Genomic DNA, 17,993 nt, shown 5'->3' with positions numbered 1-17,993 from the left:
CCGAACCTCAATCTGCGATAGCGTCCACGAGTTCGGCGTCGTCGCTCGCCCGCTCCTCGCACGTCTTTTCGGCCGTCAGGGGATTCCGGTGCGAGATGCCGCAGTCGAACTGCGGATGCTCGGCGAAGTGGCGCACCAGCATGTGTCGGCGCGACCCCGTGATTCCGGTCCGGCCGACGTCGTCGGCCGTGAACTCGTCGGGGAGTCGGTCGAACATCCGGGTCAGCGCCTCGAAGCTCTCGAACACCTTCGAGTTGCCCGCCGAGTCCGCGCCCCGCCGGGACACCTCGTAGGTGCCGTCCTCGCGGTGGACGCCCTCGGTCCGGAAGAACTCCCGGCGCTCGGTCAGGGCCGCCCCGACCGCCTCCTGGAGGTCCGTGGCCTCGTCTCTAGTCAGTTCGTAGTCGCGGTCGCCGACCGCCAGAACTATCGATTCACCGTCTCGTCGTACCGATACGTCGTTCTCATCGCCCGAGAAGAACTCGATCAGGAGCCTGAACACTCCGTGTCATACACCTCTACCTATCTACTCCGGGGTAAAAACTCTACCGGCGACTGCAAACCTTACTTCGAGTCGGGTCGTCGCCGACGAATCACAGCAGTCCGTCGTCCTCAGTCGTCGTATTCTCGCCCTCGGTCGCGGTGTCTTCGCCGGAGTCGCTTCCTTCGTCGGAGTCGTCGGCTTCGTCGGTCGTCTCCGAGTCGTCGGTCGTGGTCTCGGTCGGGGCGGCGTCGTCGGTTTCGGTGGTCTCGTCGCTTCCATCGACCGAACTCTCGGCGTCGGTCTCGCCCTTCGTGCCGAAGACGTCGGTCTCGATGGTCTTCTCGTAGGACATCTCTTCGAGGTCCACGCGGAACGTCTCGCCGCCGATTTCTATCTTCGCGTAGAAGTCGATGCGGAGGTCGGTCACCTGATTGTTTTCGAGGTGGGTGACCCACCACTCGTCGAGGCGGTCGTTTTCGATTGCGGTCTCGGCCTCGACGGTCTCGCTCGTCTTGCCTTCGATGACGTGTTCGCGGTCAGTCGTCCCGCTCCCCACGTTCACGTCGTTCATCGTGATGTTGTATCCGATTTCGGTAATCGCCATCGGCATCGTCTTGGCGTTGTACACCTCGAACCGCATCTCGATTGGCGTCTCGTCGTCGGTCACGTCGCCCCAGTTCGCGCTGGTCTCGTTGACGTAGGCGACCGGGTCCGAGACGAGAGGCTGGTTCGCGTTGACCGGGCGGGTCTCGCTCGAATTGAACTGCGAGATGATGTCGGTCGAGATTTGGCGCTCGATGGGCGGTGCGTCGAAGGTCCGGTCGAGCGTCCCCTCCCGAACCGAGGCATCGACGCGGAGCGTCGTCTGTTCGCCGTTTCGGACGTGACTGGCCCACCACACCGGGATGCGGTCGTTTCGCATCTCGGTGCTGAATCCGACCGTGCTGTTGCCCGCGCCGATTGAGATGCCCCTCTTCGTTCCGTTCGCCATCGCGACCTCGTTCATCGTCACGTTGTACGTCACCGACACGCTCCCGAGGTTCGCGCCGACGGGGTTCGGATTGTTGACCACGAGGTCGCTCTTTATCTCGGTTGTCTCGTCGGTCACGTTGCCGAAGGAGTTCTGAACACCGCCGACGCTCGGCGCGCCGAGGACGCCGAGCGAGAACGCCCCGGCGACGGTGATTCCGAGCGCGAGGACGGCTGTCAGCAGTATTTTGAGCTTACTCCCGAGTAAGACCGACTTGAGGATTCCCATCGTACTCGGTGCCAACACGCCACCGGCTAAAGTGTATCGGCACCTGCCACCGAGTAGAATGAACTAAGTTCCGGCCGCCGAAACTCCGAGACATGACCGAACACGGGACGGTTTCGACGGACAAGGGTATCGGACTCGCCACGATGTTCACGCTGCTGGCGACAGTCGCCGCGGTGGCGATGTTCGCCGCGCCGGGAACCGAACTCGCCGCGTGGGGGTTCGCGGTCGCGATGGTGGCTGGCGTGCTCGCGGTCTCGGCGGTCCACCTCTACTGGCGGTAGGGACACCGCCGACCGAATCTCCGACCGCGAACGAGTAAGAGAACTGAACGATTTCCCGCGGGAAATCGTTAAGGGTACGAACGCCTTACTACCGTATCAGGATGACCGACTACACCGACGAGGAACGACGCATCCTCGCGTACCTCCGCGAGAGCGTCTCGGGCGGCGAGCGCTACTTCCGCGCGAAGAACATCGCCGAGCAGCTCGGCCTCTCCTCGAAGCAGGTCGGCGTCAGGCTTCCGCGCCTCGCCGAGAAGGCCGAGGAAGTCGACATCGAGAAGTGGGGTCGCGCGCGCTCCACGACGTGGAAAGTGACGCCGGGATAGGAAGTGACATTGCGGGAGGAAACGTGACATCGGAACAGCGTCTCCGAGACTGGTCCGGCGGCTTTTTGGCATCGCGGGTCGAAATTGAGGTATGACAGTTCGGGTGGAGCGGACGTTCGAGCTTTCGGTCCCACCGGAGACAGTTTGGGAGTTCATCTCCGACCCGGAGAAGCGAGCTAACGCGATTAGCGTCGTCGCCGACTACGAGCGAACCGGTGAGACGACCTCTATCTGGCACATCTCGGTCCCGATTCCGTTTCTCGACACGACCGTTCCGGTCGAAACCGAGGACGTGACGCGCGACCCGCCGCGATACGTCAAGTTCGTGGGTCGGTCGTCGGCGCTTCGGGTGACGGGCGAACACGAAATTCGAGAGACCGAAACGGGGAGTAAGCTCGTGAACAAGTTCGTGGTCGAGGGCCGAGTCCCCGGCATCGAGCGCTACTTCAAGAAGAATCTCGACAGGGAACTCGACAACCTCGAAGACGCGCTCGAAGCGGAGGGCCTCTCGTGAAACTCGCGCTCGCCCAACTCGAAATCGAGAGCGGCGCGGTCGAGACCAACCGCGAGCGCGCCGTCGATGCCGTCGCCGAGGCCGCCGACCGAGGCGCGGACCTCGTCGCGCTTCCCGAAATCTTCAACGTGGGCTACTTCGCGTTCGGCTCCTACCAGCGCGCCGCCGAACCCATCGACGGACCGACTCTCTCGGCGATTTCCGACGCCGCCAGCGAACACGACATCGGCGTCCTCGCGGGGAGCATCGTGGAGGACCTCGCCGAGACCGAGTCGGTTCCGACGCCCGCCGACGAGGGACTGGCGAACACCTCGGTCCTGTTCGACCGCGACGGGTCGCGACTCGCGTTCTACCGCAAACACCACCTGTTCGGCTACGAGTCGGCCGAAGCCCAGATGCTCGTTCCGGGCGAGCGCCTCGGCATCGCGGCGTTCGAAGTCACCGCCGAGGGAGCCTCGGCGAGCGACCGAACGCCGGAGCGTTCGGTCAACGCGACCGTCGGCATGACGACGTGCTACGACCTCCGATTCCCCGAACTCTACCGCGACATCGCGGCGGCGGGCGCGGACCTGATTCTGGTTCCGAGCGCGTGGCCCTACCCCCGCGTCGAACACTGGAAACTCCTGCCGCGTGCGCGCGCGGTCGAGAATCAGTTGTTCGTCGCCGCAATCAACGGGTCGGGGTCGGCGGACGACGCGACCCTGCTCGGACGCTCGACGGTGTACGACCCGTGGGGAACCGCGCTCGCCAGCACGGGCGACGACCCCGACATCGTGACGACCGACGCGGACCTCGGGCGAGTCGAGCGCGTGCGCGAAGAGTTCCCGGCGTGGCACGACAGACGACGCTGAACGAAGCTCGTTCCCGAAATCCGAATTTTAATTACGACTCGCGAGAATTGTACGATACCAGAGAAATGTCTCGGGCGAAAACCGGTATCGACACCGCCGACCCGCGAGAAGACGGCGCGAGCCACCCCTCCCGAGAGGCGATGTTCGACCTGCTCGGGAACGCCCGGCGGCGACGGGTCCTGCGTCACCTGCTGAACGACTCGGCCGTCACGCTCACGAATCTGAGCGGCCGCATCGCGGCGTGGGAGAACGACACGACGGTCCACGAGGTGTCCTCGCGCGAGCGCAAGCAGGTGTACTCCTCGCTCTATCAGACCCACCTCCCGCGACTCAGCGAACACGGACTGGTCGAGTACCACACCGACGACCGCGTGGTCGAACTCACCGGGGACCCCGACCGACTCAGAAGCTTTCTCGACGTGGGCGACACCGAACAGCGAAGCTGTCCCCGGAAGTGGAGTCGCTACTTCCTCTGGACCGCGGTGGTCGGGAGCGCGGTCATCGCGGGCCACTGGCTCGGCACCACGCCCGCCGACAGCATCACCACCGAGAGCCTCTACGGACTGCTCACGGTGGCGTTCATGATGCTCAGCGTCTCGTTCGTGATGGCGGTCGAGGGCGAGAAACTGCTCCGGAAAATCGGCCAGTAGTCGATTCGCGGAGTACGGTTCTTTTGCAGTTACTGCCCGGAAGTACCGGTCGTCTCGTCGCCCGATTGGGAGTTTTTGCGAGCGTTCGACGCGCGGAGGCCGCGCCTCCGGCGCGGCCTCCGCGCGCGAGGGTCGCTCGGTGAGAATCAGAAACTCCGCGAAAGGTAGAAAGTCGGAAAGCGGTGTAGGTGCGTTCTACGTCTCAGTCGTCGCTTTCTGCGAAAGCGAGACTACGTGTGTTCGGCCACGAGGGCCTCACAGCTCAGTCGTCACTCTCGGTCTTGATGTCCGCCGACAGCCCCTGCGCCATCTGGATGTCCTTGCTGTTGTTGAGCGTCCACGCGGTGCGCTCGGTGACGGCCTCGATGGCCTCGCGCGCACTCGGGTAGCCGTTACCCGACTTCTTGACGCCGCCGAACGGGAGCTGAACTTCCGCGCCGATGCACGGGAGGTTGGCGTAGGCCAGTCCGATTTCGGCGTTGTCGCGGAAGTAGTTGATTTGGCGGTAGTCCTCGGAGATGACCGCGCCAGCGAGTCCGTACGGAGTGTCGTTGTGGATGTCGACGGCCTCCTCGATGTCGCCGGAGTAGCTCATCAGCGCGACGTGGGGACCGAAGACCTCCTCCTTGATGCACCGGAGGTCCGGGTCGTAATCGACCTCGTAGACGAACGGGCCGACCCAGTAGCCGTCCTCGTGGCCCTCGGGGAGTTCGTCGGCGTCGAGTTCCTCACGGTCCACGAGGACGTTCGCGCCTTCCTGGCGGGCGAGGTCGTTGTACTTGCCGAACTTCTCGACCTGCTCTTCGTTGACCATCGGACCCATGAAGGTGTTCTCGTCGAGCGGGTCGCCGACCGACACGTCCTCTGCGAGGTCGACGTAGCGCTCCTTGAACTCGTCGTACACGTCCTCGTGGACGATGAGGCGCTCGGAGGAGACACACCGCTGGCCGGTGGTCTTGAACGAGGACATGATGGCCGAGTGGACCGCCACGTCGAGGTCGGCGTTCTCGGTCACGACGATGCCGTTCTTGCCGCCCATCTCGCACGCCGCGAGTTTGCCGGGTTCGCCGCCGACCTTACCCGCGATTTTGTGGCCGACTTCCGACGAACCGGTGAACAGGACCGTGTCCACGCGCTCGTCCTCGACGATGGCGTTTCCGGCGTCACCGAAGCCTTGGACCATGTTGAACACGCCCTCGGGGACGCCGACGTCCTCGAACATCTCCGCGATTATCTGGCCGCACCACGGCGTCTGCTCGGCGGGCTTCCAGACGACGGTGTTGCCCTCGACCAGCGCGAGCGCCATGTGCCAGAACGGGATGGCGACCGGGAAGTTCCACGGGGTGATACAGCCGATGATGCCCCGCGGCTTGCGGCGCATGTAGGCGTCCTTGCTCGGAATCTCGGAGGGAACCACGTCGCCGTGAGGGTGGCGGGCGTTGCCCGCGGCCCACTCGACCATGTGGGCGGCCTCGACAACGTCGGCCTTCCCTTCCGAAATCTCCTTGCCGCACTCCTTGGCGATGACCTCGCCGAGTTCCTCGGTCCGGTCTTTGAGTTCGTGGTAGATGTCCCAGAGGTACTCCGCGCGGTCGATGTACGAGAGGTCGGCCCACTCGTCTTCTGCTTCCTCGGCCGCCGAAAGCGCCGCGTCCACGTCTTCGGGGACGCCGCGGTGGAACTCGCCGAGCGACTCCTGGTTCGCGGGATTGACGCTCTCGAACGTCTCGTCGCCCGCGCCCTCGGTCCACTCGCCGCCGATGTAGTGCTGATAGGTCTGCTCGCTAGCTTGCTGGCTCATGCTATGAGGGAACCTGAGTCGGCATCGCTAAAAAAGCCACCCAATTGTAGTCCACGTTCGGACAGCCAATGGTTCGAAACAAAGAGCGACGATACATCCTGACAGAAATCGGTCGCCCGAAACGCGTCGAGCTACTCGCCTTCGCTCCCTGCCAGCTTTTCGATTTCCGCCCGAACTTCCACCGCGTCGAAGTCGTGGTCCGGGCGCATGTTCACGAAATCGAGGAACTCACGCGCCGCGAGGAGTTCGGCGGACGAGTACCGCTCGGTGGCGGCCGCGACCGACGCCCGCGCGCCGATGAGCGGTTCGAGCGCCGCGAGCGCGCACGCGAGGTCGTACGACCGCGCCTCCGCGAGACCGTCCTCGCGGACGTTGGTCGCGTCGATAAAGTACACCTCGTCCCGGTAGACGAGGACGTTCTCGCCCCGCAAGTCGCCGTGGGCGAGTCCGTGGTCGTGCATCACCGATAGCGCCTCGAACACCTCGGGCGCGTGGCGTTCGACCGCCTCGGCGGGCAGGTCGTCGAACGTCTCGAACTCCGGCAGGTACTCCATCACGAGGACGCCCATGCCGTCCACCTCAAACACCTCTATCGGCGCGGGGGCGTTCACGCCGATGTCGCGCATCCGACGGGTGGCTTCGAGTTCGTGTTTGGCCATCTCCATCGGGTCCGAGAAGTGTTCGAAAAACCCCTCGGTGCCCGACGAGAACACGCCGAGGTTGCGCGCCCCCGTAAAGAGGGCGTGGACTAGCGAGTTCTGGCCGGTCACGATTTTCACGAACCACTTCTCGTCCACGACCGCGGGCGTCGAGAGCCAGTTGTCGGCGTCGAGAAACGCCACGCGCACTTCCGAGCGGTCGTACCGGCGGGCGACCTGTCTGAAGACCGCTTCGAGTCGCTCCCACTCGATGGTGCCACGGACTAACCGCCGAATACTCATCGGCTATCGGTTAGCGGTCTCGGTTTAAAAAGGCATCCGCCGAGAAACACCGGGTGAATTGTCACCGCCGCACTTTCGCCGACAGTCGTATTTTCCTCCGCGAAGCGTCCTGCTCGCACGTCACCTCTGAGACCGCATTGCGATGCAATACGATGTATTGCATCGCACCGCACCCGCGACGGCCACACGCCTCCCCAACCGACTGCGGTCCTCACCACTCGCTTCGCTCGTGCTTGCGGTCCTCATCCCTCGCGCGCTTTGGGCGCGACCCAAAACAGCTGGGTCGCGCCAGCGCGCGCCGATTTTGAAAAAAACGAACGCGAGAAATCCGTGGATTGAAGAAATATGCATCGTTCCGAACCGACCCCTCACCTCGGCGACCGTTCGCTGTTTTTAAGGTGGCTCTCGCGCAAATTTTGCCTATGGACTTCAGCCTTCCCGACGAGCATCGAATGGTTCGGGACACCGTCCGAGAGTTCTGCGACGAGGAAATCGAACCCATCGCGCAGGACATCGAGGACGAACACCGCTTCCCGGCCGAAATCTTCGACCAACTCGCGGACCTCGACATGATGGGCGTGCCCGTCAGCGAGGAGTACGGCGGACTCGGCGGCGACCAACTCATGTACGCGCTCGTGACCGAGGAGTTGGGGCGCGTCTCGGGGTCCATCGGCCTCTCGTACGCCGCGCACGTCTCGCTCGCGAGCAAGCCCATCGAACTGTTCGGCACCGACGACCAGAAGGAACGGTGGCTCCGTCCACTTGCAGAGGGCGAGTACCTCGGGTCGTGGGCGCTGACCGAACCCGGGTCGGGGTCGGACGCCAGCGACATGGACACCACCGCGGAAAAGGAGGGCGACGAGTGGGTGCTGAACGGCACGAAGCAGTTCATCACCAACGCGAGCGAGGCGGGGTCGGTCCTCGTGAAGGCGGTCACGGACCCCGGCGCGGGCTACGACGGCATCTCGACGTTCATCGTGGACCCCGACGACGACGGCTTCGAGGTCACGACCCTCTGGGACAAGATGGGACTCAACGCCTCGCCGACCTGCGAAATCCAGTTGAGCGACGTGCGCCTGCCCGAGGACCGCCTGCTCGGCGCGGAGGGCGAGGGCTGGGACCAGACGAAAAAGACGCTCGACGGCGGCCGCATCTCCATCGCGGCGCTCTCGACCGGTCTCGCCCAAGGTGCGTTCGAGGCCGCCAAGGAGTACAGCAAGGAGCGCGAGCAGTTCGGCCAACCCATCTCGAAGTTCGATGCCATCCGGAACAAGGTCGTCTCGATGGACCGCAAGGTCGAGCGCGCGCGCCTGCTGACCCACAAGGCGGCGTGTCGCTACGACGAGGGCAAGGGCGTCTCCCACGAGAGCGCGCTCGCGAAACTCGACGCAAGCGAGGCCGCCCGCGAGGTGGCCGAGGACGCGGTCCAGGTTCTCGGCGGCTACGGCTACACCACCGACTTCGCGCCCCAGCGGTTCCTCCGGGACGCGAAGCTGATGGAAATCGGCGAGGGCACCAGCGAGATTCAACATCTCGTCATCGGACGGGAGTTGGGGCTGTAGCCGACTCGGCCGCGTTTTTCACTTCGAGGACCGCGCCGGACGAGCCACTGGACGACGGAGATGCGGCGGCTCTGCCGCCGCATCTCCGTAAACAAGACGGGAGCGGCGTCGAGAACTGACCGAGTGTGTAAGAAGAGACGTTCGAGAACTGGCCTCGCGTTCGGCCGACGCTCCGCTCGCAGCGTCGGCGAGACCGACCTCGGAAAACCGAGAGTAGGGATTCGTCGGCCGTACCGCAGCGGACTCGCGGCTCCGCCGCGAGTCCGCCCGCGAGAAGCCGTCGATTAGAGTTCGACGGCCTGTTCGCCGCTCAGCGTCTGCGGGACGCTGTGTTCGTAGGTGACCGCACCGGACGAGGTGACGACCTTGATGGTGAAATCGTCGCCCTCGTCGAGTCCCAATCCGTTGTCGGAGAGCGCCGCCGAGTCGATACTGATGCGGAATCTATCTTCTTGCTTCACGAGGACGGGGAGCGTGTCGTCGACGTCCTTGATGGCGTCAACCGTGAAGTGTTCTTCGTCGGCGTCCGATCCGTTCGTGAGGATGGTTCCTTGGTCGGGACCTAACCACTCGACGGTCGCGGTCGAGAGATTGATGTCGCCCGCGCCGGAGCTTTTCATCACCGTCAGATTGACCGTCTCCACGGTTTCGTCGTTGCCGACGTCGCCGTACGTACTCACGACGTTGACCCGGTCGGTCACCTGCGCGCTGGACTCCTCGCCGGTCTGCTCGGACTTAGTCTGGAGGAATCCGGCAGTGTTGATGAGTACGCCCGCGGCGATTGCGGCGACCAGCACCATCGCGATGAACACGATGAGCGTGCCGATCCCCACCTGACCGCGGTCAGTCGGCCAGTTCTCGGTGTCGAACATAGTTCTCTTCTGACCGACTGTTCTCGGACCGAGAACATAAAACCCCGATACCATTATCAGAGATGAGAAGCAAGACGGAAGAGAGATTTTCGAGGGATACAGACCCTCTAACCGCGCTCTCTAGCTAGGGCGTTTCGAGAGAGGTCATAGGTGTTACCTCGGAAGAAAACGGCGACGAACCGGAATATCTCTCGTCAGGGCCAGTTGCCGCTCTCCTCGTAGGCATCGACGACGCGCTGGATGGCGACGACGTACGCGGCGGTTCGCATGTTCGGCGCGCCGGTCTCCTCGTACGTTTCGACCAGTTCGTCGAACGCGTCGGTGATGATGCGTTCGAGTTCCTCGTTGACGCGCTCTTCGGTCCAGTAGAACCGCTGGCGGTTCTGGACCCACTCGAAGTACGACACCGTCACGCCGCCCGCGTTCGTGAGGATGTCGGGGAAGACGTAGGTGTCCGAGTCGGCGAGCACGTCGTCGGCCTCGGGCGTGAGCGGCCCGTTCGCGGCCTCGACTACCACGTCGGCTTTCACGTCCCCGGCGAGGTCGCCGTCGATGGCGTTTTCGAGCGCCGCGGGCACGAGCAGGTCCACGTCGAGCGTGAGCAGGTCGTCGTTCGAGAACTCCTCGTCCGCACCGGGGTAGCCCGAGACGCTCCCGGTCTCGTTCTTGTGGTCTTTCACGTCGCGCGGGTCGAAGCCGTCGTCGTTGTAGATAGCTCCGCTGGAGTCACTGACAGCGACGACGTTCGCGCCGAGTTCGTGGATGAGCTTCGCCGCAATCCATCCGGCGTTGCCGTACCCCTGTACGGCCACGCTCGCGCCTTCCATCTCGCGGTCGAGGTAGTCGAACGCCTCGCGCGCGGTCAGCATCGTGGACCGACCCGTCGCCTCGACGCGGCCCTCGCTCCCGCCGCTGTCGAGCGCCTTCCCGGTAATGACGCCGGGTTCGGTCGTGTTTTCGAGGGTCTCGTACGTGTCCTTAATCCAGTTCATCTCGCGCTGGCCGGTGTTCACGTCGGGCGCGGGGATGTCGCGGTCCTCGCCGACGAACGGGCGGAGTTCCTTGGCGAACGACCGAGTGATGCGTTCGAGTTCGGACTCACTGTAGTCGTCGGGGTCGATGACGATGCCGCCCTTCCCGCCGCCGTAGGGAATGTCCACGATGGCGGTCTTGTAGACCATCCATCCCGACAGCGCCTTGACTTCGTCGCGCGAGACGCCTGGGTGATACCGGATGCCGCCCTTGTACGGGCCGCGGTCGCCGTTGAACTGCGACCGGAACGCCTTGAACACCTCGACCGAACCGTCGTCCATCTCGACCGAGAGATTCGTTTCGAGGACTCGCTCGGGGTGTTTGAGTCGCTCCAGCACGTCGTCGGACACGTCCATGTAGGCCGACGCGTCGTCTATCTGTTCTTGTAGGCTTTCGAAGGGATTTGCTTGCTCGGACATGGTCTGGTAGAGTCTACCGTCGTCAGCAAATTTCTCCACAACGATTGATACAGTTTCCGGAACCGAAACGCACATCTCGGACCTGCTACCCGCGAAGAACGGCGCTTTTGATTAATCACCACCTCATCAGTGCAGAGACATATAAATGTGTATAAGGTCCTAAGTCGGAACAATAGCAGTAATATTTTGTACTCGTGCGGGTCCACTTCCGACGATGTCTCGTCGAGGCGCGATATCCCGGTGTCAGCTCCGCACGATTCGAACCGTGGGGGAGACGAGCGAACGACCGGGACCGCTCCGGCGGGAACTGATAGGACGACAGCATGTCTACAGAAACAGCCGAACCCACCGAGTCGGAGAGTAGCGACGAAATCGAGGAACCGGAGTCGGCGCTCGAAACCGCGCGCCGCCAACTCCAGCACGCTGCGGCCCACCTCGACGTTGACGAGGGGGTCATCGAGCGACTCAAACACCCGACGAAGGTCCACCGAGTCGCGGTGCCGCTCAAGCGTGACGACGGGAACGTCGAGGTGTTCACGGGCTACCGCGCCCAGCACGACGACGTTCGCGGGCCGTACAAGGGCGGCCTTCGATTCCACCCCCACGTCAGCGAGGAGGAGTGCGTCGGCCTCTCGATGTGGATGACGTGGAAGTGCGCGGTGATGGACCTGCCCTTCGGCGGCGGGAAGGGCGGCATCGTCGTGAATCCCAAGGAACTCAGCCACGACGAGAAGGAGCGACTCACCCGACGGTTCGCCGAGGAGCTTCGACCGTTCATCGGACCGAAAAGCGACATTCCCGCGCCCGACATGGGCACCGACGCCCAGACGATGGCGTGGTTCATGGACGCCTACTCCATGCAGGAGGGCGAGACGATTCCCGGCGTGGTCACGGGCAAGCCGCCGGTCATCGGGGGGAGCTACGGCCGCGAGGCCGCGCCCGGCCGGAGCGTCGCCATCATCGCCCGCGAGGCCATCGACTACTACGACTACGACCTCGAAGAGACGACGGTCGCGGTCCAAGGGTTCGGGAGCGTGGGCGCGAACGCCGCCCGCGCGCTCGACGACTGGGGCGCGAACGTCGTCGCCGTCAGCGACGTCAACGGCGCGATTTACGACCCTGACGGTCTCGACACGCACGACGTTCCCTCCCACGGTGAGGAACCCGAAGCCGTCATGACCTACGACGCGCCAGAGAAGCTCTCGAACGAGAAGATTCTCGAACTCGACGTGGACGTGCTCGTCCCGGCGGCCATCGGCAACGTCATCACCGCCGACAACGCGGGCGACGTGCAGGCCGACCTCGTCATCGAGGGCGCGAACGGCCCGACGACGTTCGCGGCCGACGCAATCCTCGAAGAGAAGGGTATCCACGTCGTTCCCGACATCCTCGCGAACGCGGGCGGCGTGACCGTCTCGTACTTCGAGTGGCTACAGGACATCAACCGCCGCCAGTGGTCGCTCGAACGCGTCAACGAGGAGCTCGAAGACCACATGCTCTCGGCGTGGGACGACGTTCGCCAAGAAGTCGAGTCCCGAGGAATCAGCTGGCGCGACGCCGCCTACGTCGTCGCGCTCGGTCGCATCGCCGAGGCCAAGAGCGTCCGGGGTCTCTGGCCCTAGACGGCGTTTCGGCTTTGTTGAAACCGTTTTTCGGGGATAGGTTTCAGCACTGTGCTGAATACAGGGTGTGAGTTCGGTGCAACGACTCCGTTTCTTTCAGCAGTTGTCTGCTGAATCACTTGCTCTTTCGGCCTGCCGAACAGTTCCCTATTTGAGATGAACGTGTGCGAAAATTATGATAATTATTATACAAAGTCATAATTAAGCTCTGAGTATGGACGCCACCATTCGCGTGTTACATGTCGAAGATGACGAAAATATTGCAGAGCTCACTGCGGAGTTTCTTGAACGGGAGAACGACCGTCTCGACGTGGACACCGAAGCGAATCCAGTGGAAGGAATAAAACGGCTCGACGATACCGAGGTCGACTGCATCGTCTCCGACCACGACATGCCGGAAAAGAACGGCATCGAATTTCTCAAATCCGTTCGAGAGTCGTATCCCGACCTCCCGTTTATTCTCTTTACTGGAAAAGGGTCTGAAGAAGTGGCCAGTAAGGCCATCTCCGCTGGCGTCTCGGACTACCTCCAGAAACAGGCTCGCACAGAACAGTACGAAATCCTGGCAAATCGCATTGTGAACAACGTCGAACGAGCCCACGCACAACGTGAGCTCGAAGAGCGAAAGTCACACCTCCAGCAGGCGCAATTGATAGCAGACCTCGGGAGTTGGGAGAATGATATTTTTGCCGACAAGATATACTGGTCGGATACGGTCTACGACATCTTCCGCATCGACGACAGTGAGACGTGCATAGACCACGATCAGTTTCTCGACTACGTCCATCCGGCGGACAGGGCGGCCGTCGATGCGGCGTGGAGTGCCGCCCTCGACGGGGAAGAGTACGACATCGAACACCGTATCGTGACTGAAGACGGCGAGACGCGATGGATCCGTGAACGGGCCGAGGTCACGGTTGACGACACCGGCTCGCCGACAAAGGCCTTGGGCGTCGTCCAGGACATCACCGAACGAAAAGAACGTGAGGACCGGCTACAGCAAACCTCGGCTCGACTCCGGGCCCTCTTCGATCAATCCCCAGATATGATTAATTTCCACGATTCGGACGGCCGGATTATCGACCCGAACCCCCGTCTCTGTGAACGGACTGGCTATAGCGAAGCAGAATTAACCGACATGGCCGTTTGGGACCTCGATAAGGAAATCGATGCCGACGAAGCGACGTCGATCTGGAAGGAGATGAGTCCCGGTGAGTCTCAGAAACTGGAAAGCACCTATCAATGCCGTGACGGCTCGACGTTCCCCGTAGAAGTCCACATCAGGTGCTTCGACCAAGAAAACTCGGACCATTTCGTCGTCATCAGTCATGAGCGAAGTCGGCCAACGTCGAAGGCCAGCGAACACCGGCAGTCGGAGACTTCCCGATGACATTCTAGTCCGTACTAATCACTGCCCACGCATTTCGGCCGGCGACCTCGGGCGCTAACTATGCGCTCTCTGGTTCCCCGACTGTTCCCATCGACTGCTGCATATCTCAACAGCGCCGAAGTTGCTACCGCTCGCCCGCGGCGTCCGCGTACTCAAGCACCCGTTCGGCCTGCGCGATGAGCGGCGCGTCTATCATCTCGCCGTCCACCCGGAAGACGCCGCGACCCTCGGCGTCGGCGTCCTCCTTCGCCTCGAACACGCGCTCGGCCCACTCGACCCGTTCGGGGGCAGGGGTGAACGCGTCGTTGATGACCGACACCTGCGCGGGGTGAATCGCCATCTTGCCGTCGTAGCCCAACTGGACCGCGAACGCGGCGTCGTCGGCGAGTCCGTCGATGTCCTCGATGTCAGTGAAGACGGTGTCGAGCGCGTCCACGCCCGCGGCGCTCGCCGCGAGGACGACGTGCTCGCGCGCGTGGAGGACTTCCGTCCCTTCGTCCGTCCGGGTCGCGCCGATGTCGGCCGCGAGGTCCTCCGCGCCGAAGACGAGCGCATCGACCTCCGAGACGCGGGCGATTTCCTCGGCCCGGAGAATCCCGGTCGCGGTCTCGACCAGCGCGAAGATAGGGACTCGACACCCGCGTTCGGCCAGGATTCGCGCGAGCGTCTCCACGTCGTCGGGCGACTCGGTCATGGGTGCCATGACGGCGTCGAGCGAGTCGGCCGCGCCGTCGCCGAGGACTCCCCGGAGGTCGTCGTCGGCCGCGATTCCGGCGGGGTTGAGTCGCACGCAGACCTCGCAGTCGGGGTCGAAATCGGGGTCGGCGAGAACGTCGTTGACCACTTCGCGCGCTTCGGCCTTTCGGCCGGGCGCGACCGCGTCCTCAAGGTCGAAGATAATCACGTCGGCACCCGCGCTCGGGGCCTTGCGAAGCATCTCCGGGCGGTCGCCCGGCGTGAACATGAGACTTCTGCGAGCCATACCCGGACCGACGACCCCCGAGGGTTTCAATCCGGGTCCTTCGGCAGTCCGTAAATCCGTCCGCCCCGGTCGGCGACGTACACCGTCGAATCCGCGACCGCGACCGGAGCGACGACCGCCCCCTGCGCCCGGAAACACCACCGAACGGTCCCCTCCGCCCGGTCTATCGCGTACACCGCCCCGGCGTCGTTCCCGACGAGGACGAGGTCCCCGGCGACGGTCGCCGACGCCCAAATCCGCGCACCGGTTTCGACGCGCCACCGGACCGACCCGTCGGCGGCGTCGAGCGCGTAGACGAAGCCGTCGGCGCTCCCGACGAAGACGGCTCCGTCTGCGACCGTCGGCGAGGCCCACACGCCCCCGCCGGTCTCGACGCGCCACTGTTCGCGTCCGGTGACGGACGAGACGGCATGGACTCGGCCGCCGTCCACGGTTCCGAGGTAGGCGGTGTCGTCGGCGACCGCTGGCGCGCCCCGAACTGCGACGCCAGGCGCGAACCGCCACCGCTCCCGGCCGTCGGTTCGGTCATGGGCGAACGCGCCGCCGTCGAGGCTCGCGAGGAGGAGCCGTTCGTCGCGGACAGCGAGGGAACAGACGGCGCGGGCGGCGTTTCGGAACGTCCCGACGCGACCGCCGTCTCGGGCGTCGAGGGCCGCGACCCGGCCGCTGTCGCCCGCCGCGTACACGGTCGCGTCGGCGACGACCGGCGCGGCCTGAAGCCCGCCGACCGGCGCGGCCCGCCACCGACGTTCGCCGGTGACGGCGTCGAGCGCGACGACGACTCCGTCGTCGCGCCCGACGTAGACGAGACCGTCACCGAGCGCGGGGGCCGTGAGCCGCCCGCCGATTCGGGCGGTCCAGCGCTCGGAGCCGTCGGAGTCGAGTGCGTACGTGCAGCCGTCCGCACAGCCGAGGTACACGCGTCCGTCGCGTACGACGGGCGGCGTATCGAGCGAACCGCCCGCTCGAAACCGGAATCGCTCCCGGATGTCGTCCGAAGCTTCGCGCCGGATGTCGGCGTCGGCGTTCGACGGACGCTCACGCGAGCGGCGCGGTCCGCGCCGCTCGCGTGCGTCCGACCGGCCGCCGGGGACAGACGGGTCGCTCGGCGTCGTTCGCGGAGCGACCTCGTTCCCGGCGGCGGAGCCGACGCGCTCACATTCCCCTCGTGGTTGCGCCCACTCGAACCGGCGTGTGTTCTCGGACATGGATACCTCGACTGTGACTGACTGCGAACCAAGTTATTCCGGTCGTACCCTTTGTTATGGGCCGATTACCGGGAGGGTAGGCAGCGCGTACTCCCCGTCGTCTCGGTCCCCGAACCCCGTCTCGGCCCCGAATCCGCGGGATTTTTGCGGTGTCGTGCCGACCGACGAGATATGACGGGTCTCTACTACGAGGAGTTCGAGGTGGGCGAGACGATAGCCCACGAGAAGCGCCGCACCATCAGCGAGAGCGACAATCAGCGCTTCTGTGACATGACGATGAACCAACAGCCGCTCCACCTCGACGCCGACTTCGCGGCCGACACCCAGTTCGGCGACCGACTGGTCAACGGTCTCTACACGATGAGCCTCGCGGTCGGCCTCTCGATTCCCGACACCACCGACGGCACCATCGTCGCCAACCTCAGCTACGACGGCGTCGAGCATCCGAACCCGGTGTTCCACGGCGACACCGTCCGCGCCCAATCGACCGTGACCGACAAGCGCGAGACCTCCGACGGCGAGCGCGGCGTCGTGACGATGCACGTCGAGGCGTTCAAAGTCGGCGGGGACGGCAAGGGAACAGAAGACGCGAACGAGACCGAGACCGAGACCGACGAAACCCTCGTCTGCGAGTTCGACAGGACCGTGCTGGCGCTCAAGCGCGACGAAGAGTAAGTATCGGTTCGAGGCAGTTTACTCCCACTCGCCGAGCTGTCGCTGGACCCGCTCTATCGTCTCGTGGAGGGTGTACGTCTGTGGCGCGACGGCTTCGTACACCGCCGAGGGCGCGGGCTGGGGTGCCTCGTCGGGCGGTCGGTACGTCTGGGGAACGCCCGCGTAGGTGAGGCCGACCACGTCGCCGTCGAGAGTCAACAGCGGCGACCCGCTGTTTCCGGGGATGGTCGGCACCAGCGTCTTGAGTTCGGTGTGGGTGCCGCCGTCGGCGCTCCGGTAGGTCTCCCGGCGCACGAACGTCCCGAGCGAGATGACCCAGTTGCCGAATGACCCCGGATGGCCGACCTGCACGAGCGGCTGGTCGGCCGAGAGCGTCCGGGAGTCACCGGTCTCCAGGGGGTCGCCCTCGCCGTCGGTCACGGCGAGCAGCGCCACGTCGGGGTCGGCGCTCTCGACGCGACCGACCACCTCGACTCCGAGCGTGTCGCCACCGAGCGTCCAGCAGGTGATGTCGGTCGCCTGCCCAACGACGTGGCTGTTCGTCACGATTCGGTCGTGACCGATGAAAAAGCCGGTTCCCTGACTCCGCCTGCCTTCGTGACGCATTTCGAGAAAGACGACCGATTCGCGGACCTGCTCGCCGAGTTCGAGCGCGGCGTCCCGAGTCGCCTCGTCGAATCGGCTCTCGTCGCTGTCGGCTTGGAGGACCGAGATGGTCTCCTGGAGTTGGGTGATTCGCTCCTCCTGGGACTCGATTCGCGCCCGGAGCGCCTCGACCTCCCCGGTCCGATTTTCGAGTTGCTGTCGAAGTTGCCGGGTCTCGTTTCGCTCCTCGGCCAGCCTCGTTTCGAGTCGCTCGCGTTCGGTCGTCGAGGTTTCGACCGTCTCGTTTTGACGGTCGAGTTTGGCTCGGAGGTTGTCGTTCTGGGTTTCGAGCGTCTCGACGCGCTCGCGGAGTTCGGCTTCCTCCTCGGAGTCGCCGCGTTCCAACACCTGTCCGCCGCATCCCGCGAGCGCCGTCGCGCCGAGAACCGAGGCGGTTTCGAGATAGCGTCGTCGTGAAACCGGGGGCATACGTGCGCGTCACACGAACCCGTTAAATTCCTTTCGTCGGAGCAGTGCGAC

Annotated in this window: 18 protein-coding genes; 9 read left to right on the top strand and 9 right to left on the bottom strand. The window is 64.2% G+C overall.

Annotation, left to right across the window (positions count from 1 at the left end; all coding sequences use genetic code 11):
- Window positions 1-7 precede the first annotated feature (7 nt).
- Entirely contained in the window at window positions 8-397 is a 390-nt protein-coding gene (locus tag EKH81_RS16760) for a DUF7528 family protein (RefSeq protein ID WP_132060821.1), read from the bottom strand.
- Window positions 398-593: 196 nt separating this feature from the next.
- A complete protein-coding gene (locus tag EKH81_RS16755; protein ID WP_132060532.1) occupies window positions 594-1,742 on the bottom strand; it encodes an LEA/WHy family protein in 1,149 nt (382 codons plus the stop codon).
- A gap of 92 nt (window positions 1,743-1,834) precedes the next feature.
- On the opposite strand from EKH81_RS16755, the gene EKH81_RS16750 reads away from it, so the two are divergent.
- The 5 genes from EKH81_RS16750 (at window position 1,835) to EKH81_RS16730 (ending at window position 4,364) form a co-directional block, all read left to right on the top strand.
- Window positions 1,835-2,023, top strand: coding sequence for a DUF7525 family protein (locus tag EKH81_RS16750; RefSeq protein WP_132060530.1), 189 nt, complete (start codon window positions 1,835-1,837; stop codon window positions 2,021-2,023).
- A 101-nt stretch (window positions 2,024-2,124) separates the two neighbouring features.
- Complete coding sequence (locus EKH81_RS16745) at window positions 2,125-2,349, top strand: DUF7123 family protein (RefSeq protein WP_132060528.1); 225 nt, start codon at window positions 2,125-2,127, stop codon at window positions 2,347-2,349.
- 91 nt (window positions 2,350-2,440) lie between these two features.
- Window positions 2,441-2,863, top strand: a complete 423-nt coding sequence (locus EKH81_RS16740) for an SRPBCC family protein (RefSeq protein WP_132060527.1) — start codon at window positions 2,441-2,443, stop codon at window positions 2,861-2,863.
- The gene (locus tag EKH81_RS16735) at window positions 2,860-3,714 is read left to right on the top strand and encodes a nitrilase-related carbon-nitrogen hydrolase (protein ID WP_132060525.1); all 855 of its coding nucleotides are present in this window, start codon (window positions 2,860-2,862) and stop codon (window positions 3,712-3,714) included. Before EKH81_RS16740 ends, EKH81_RS16735 begins: the two co-directional genes overlap by 4 nt.
- A gap of 65 nt (window positions 3,715-3,779) precedes the next feature.
- The gene (locus EKH81_RS16730; protein ID WP_132060523.1) at window positions 3,780-4,364 is read left to right on the top strand and encodes a DUF7344 domain-containing protein; all 585 of its coding nucleotides are present in this window, start codon (window positions 3,780-3,782) and stop codon (window positions 4,362-4,364) included.
- Window positions 4,365-4,626: 262 nt separating this feature from the next.
- On the opposite strand, the gene EKH81_RS16725 is transcribed toward EKH81_RS16730, so the two are convergent.
- Window positions 4,627-6,165, bottom strand: coding sequence for an aldehyde dehydrogenase family protein (locus tag EKH81_RS16725; protein WP_132060521.1), 1,539 nt, complete (start codon window positions 6,163-6,165; stop codon window positions 4,627-4,629).
- Window positions 6,166-6,296: 131 nt separating this feature from the next.
- On the bottom strand, window positions 6,297-7,106 hold the full coding sequence (locus EKH81_RS16720; protein ID WP_132060519.1) for an RIO1 family regulatory kinase/ATPase domain-containing protein: 810 nt from the start codon (window positions 7,104-7,106) through the stop codon (window positions 6,297-6,299).
- 422 nt (window positions 7,107-7,528) lie between these two features.
- Between EKH81_RS16720 and EKH81_RS16715 the strand changes: the two genes are divergently transcribed.
- Entirely contained in the window at window positions 7,529-8,668 is a 1,140-nt protein-coding gene (locus tag EKH81_RS16715; protein WP_132060517.1) for an acyl-CoA dehydrogenase family protein, read from the top strand.
- Between the two features lie 284 nt (window positions 8,669-8,952).
- Here EKH81_RS16715 and EKH81_RS16710 read toward each other — a convergent pair whose 3' ends face one another.
- Complete coding sequence (locus tag EKH81_RS16710; protein WP_132060515.1) at window positions 8,953-9,540, bottom strand: archaellin/type IV pilin N-terminal domain-containing protein; 588 nt, start codon at window positions 9,538-9,540, stop codon at window positions 8,953-8,955.
- 194 nt (window positions 9,541-9,734) lie between these two features.
- A complete protein-coding gene (locus EKH81_RS16705; protein ID WP_132060513.1) occupies window positions 9,735-10,991 on the bottom strand; it encodes a Glu/Leu/Phe/Val family dehydrogenase in 1,257 nt (418 codons plus the stop codon).
- A gap of 323 nt (window positions 10,992-11,314) precedes the next feature.
- Between EKH81_RS16705 and gdhB the strand changes: the two genes are divergently transcribed.
- Window positions 11,315-12,613, top strand: a complete 1,299-nt coding sequence (gene gdhB, locus EKH81_RS16700; protein ID WP_132060511.1) for a glutamate dehydrogenase GdhB — start codon at window positions 11,315-11,317, stop codon at window positions 12,611-12,613.
- A 214-nt stretch (window positions 12,614-12,827) separates the two neighbouring features.
- A complete protein-coding gene (locus EKH81_RS16695) occupies window positions 12,828-14,003 on the top strand; it encodes a PAS domain-containing response regulator (protein WP_132060509.1) in 1,176 nt (391 codons plus the stop codon).
- Between the two features lie 124 nt (window positions 14,004-14,127).
- Here the strand turns inward: EKH81_RS16695 and EKH81_RS16690 are convergent, their stop codons facing one another.
- Window positions 14,128-14,985, bottom strand: a complete 858-nt coding sequence (locus EKH81_RS16690; protein WP_132060507.1) for an HpcH/HpaI aldolase/citrate lyase family protein — start codon at window positions 14,983-14,985, stop codon at window positions 14,128-14,130.
- 26 nt (window positions 14,986-15,011) lie between these two features.
- Window positions 15,012-16,193: an outer membrane protein assembly factor BamB family protein gene (locus EKH81_RS16685; RefSeq protein WP_132060505.1), complete on the bottom strand. Its 1,182-nt coding sequence runs from the start codon at window positions 16,191-16,193 to the stop codon at window positions 15,012-15,014.
- Window positions 16,194-16,337: 144 nt separating this feature from the next.
- On the opposite strand from EKH81_RS16685, the gene EKH81_RS16680 reads away from it, so the two are divergent.
- Window positions 16,338-16,868 carry a MaoC family dehydratase gene (locus EKH81_RS16680; RefSeq protein WP_368407726.1) on the top strand — a complete coding sequence of 177 codons (531 nt, stop codon included), beginning with the start codon at window positions 16,338-16,340 and terminating at the stop codon, window positions 16,866-16,868.
- An 18-nt stretch (window positions 16,869-16,886) separates the two neighbouring features.
- Here EKH81_RS16680 and EKH81_RS16675 read toward each other — a convergent pair whose 3' ends face one another.
- Window positions 16,887-17,942 (bottom strand): S1 family peptidase, encoded by a 1,056-nt coding sequence (locus EKH81_RS16675; protein WP_132060501.1) that lies wholly within the window; start codon window positions 17,940-17,942, stop codon window positions 16,887-16,889.
- Window positions 17,943-17,993 lie beyond the last annotated feature (51 nt).

Origin of the sequence: Halorussus amylolyticus, assembly GCF_004143485.2 — an archaeon.
Classification (GTDB): domain Archaea; phylum Halobacteriota; class Halobacteria; order Halobacteriales; family Haladaptataceae; genus Halorussus; species Halorussus amylolyticus.
Note: the sequence above shows the minus strand (reverse complement) of the source record. Positions and strands in the feature narration are given on the sequence as shown.

Excerpts from the sequence above, each read along its gene's own strand:
- EKH81_RS16755 (WP_132060532.1), bottom strand. The coding sequence starts at position 1,742 with ATGGGAATCCTCAAGTCGGTCTTACTCGGGAGTAAGCTCAAAATACTG.
- EKH81_RS16750 (WP_132060530.1), top strand. The coding sequence starts at position 1,835 with ATGACCGAACACGGGACGGTTTCGACGGACAAGGGTATCGGACTCGCC.
- EKH81_RS16745 (WP_132060528.1), top strand. The coding sequence starts at position 2,125 with ATGACCGACTACACCGACGAGGAACGACGCATCCTCGCGTACCTCCGC.
- EKH81_RS16740 (WP_132060527.1), top strand. The coding sequence starts at position 2,441 with ATGACAGTTCGGGTGGAGCGGACGTTCGAGCTTTCGGTCCCACCGGAG.
- EKH81_RS16730 (WP_132060523.1), top strand. The coding sequence starts at position 3,780 with ATGTCTCGGGCGAAAACCGGTATCGACACCGCCGACCCGCGAGAAGAC.
- EKH81_RS16725 (WP_132060521.1), bottom strand. The coding sequence starts at position 6,165 with ATGAGCCAGCAAGCTAGCGAGCAGACCTATCAGCACTACATCGGCGGC.
- EKH81_RS16720 (WP_132060519.1), bottom strand. The coding sequence starts at position 7,106 with ATGAGTATTCGGCGGTTAGTCCGTGGCACCATCGAGTGGGAGCGACTC.
- EKH81_RS16715 (WP_132060517.1), top strand. The coding sequence starts at position 7,529 with ATGGACTTCAGCCTTCCCGACGAGCATCGAATGGTTCGGGACACCGTC.
- EKH81_RS16710 (WP_132060515.1), bottom strand. The coding sequence starts at position 9,540 with ATGTTCGACACCGAGAACTGGCCGACTGACCGCGGTCAGGTGGGGATC.
- EKH81_RS16705 (WP_132060513.1), bottom strand. The coding sequence starts at position 10,991 with ATGTCCGAGCAAGCAAATCCCTTCGAAAGCCTACAAGAACAGATAGAC.
- gdhB (WP_132060511.1), top strand. The coding sequence starts at position 11,315 with ATGTCTACAGAAACAGCCGAACCCACCGAGTCGGAGAGTAGCGACGAA.
- EKH81_RS16695 (WP_132060509.1), top strand. The coding sequence starts at position 12,828 with ATGGACGCCACCATTCGCGTGTTACATGTCGAAGATGACGAAAATATT.
- EKH81_RS16690 (WP_132060507.1), bottom strand. The coding sequence starts at position 14,985 with ATGGCTCGCAGAAGTCTCATGTTCACGCCGGGCGACCGCCCGGAGATG.
- EKH81_RS16685 (WP_132060505.1), bottom strand. The coding sequence starts at position 16,193 with ATGTCCGAGAACACACGCCGGTTCGAGTGGGCGCAACCACGAGGGGAA.
- EKH81_RS16675 (WP_132060501.1), bottom strand. The coding sequence starts at position 17,942 with ATGCCCCCGGTTTCACGACGACGCTATCTCGAAACCGCCTCGGTTCTC.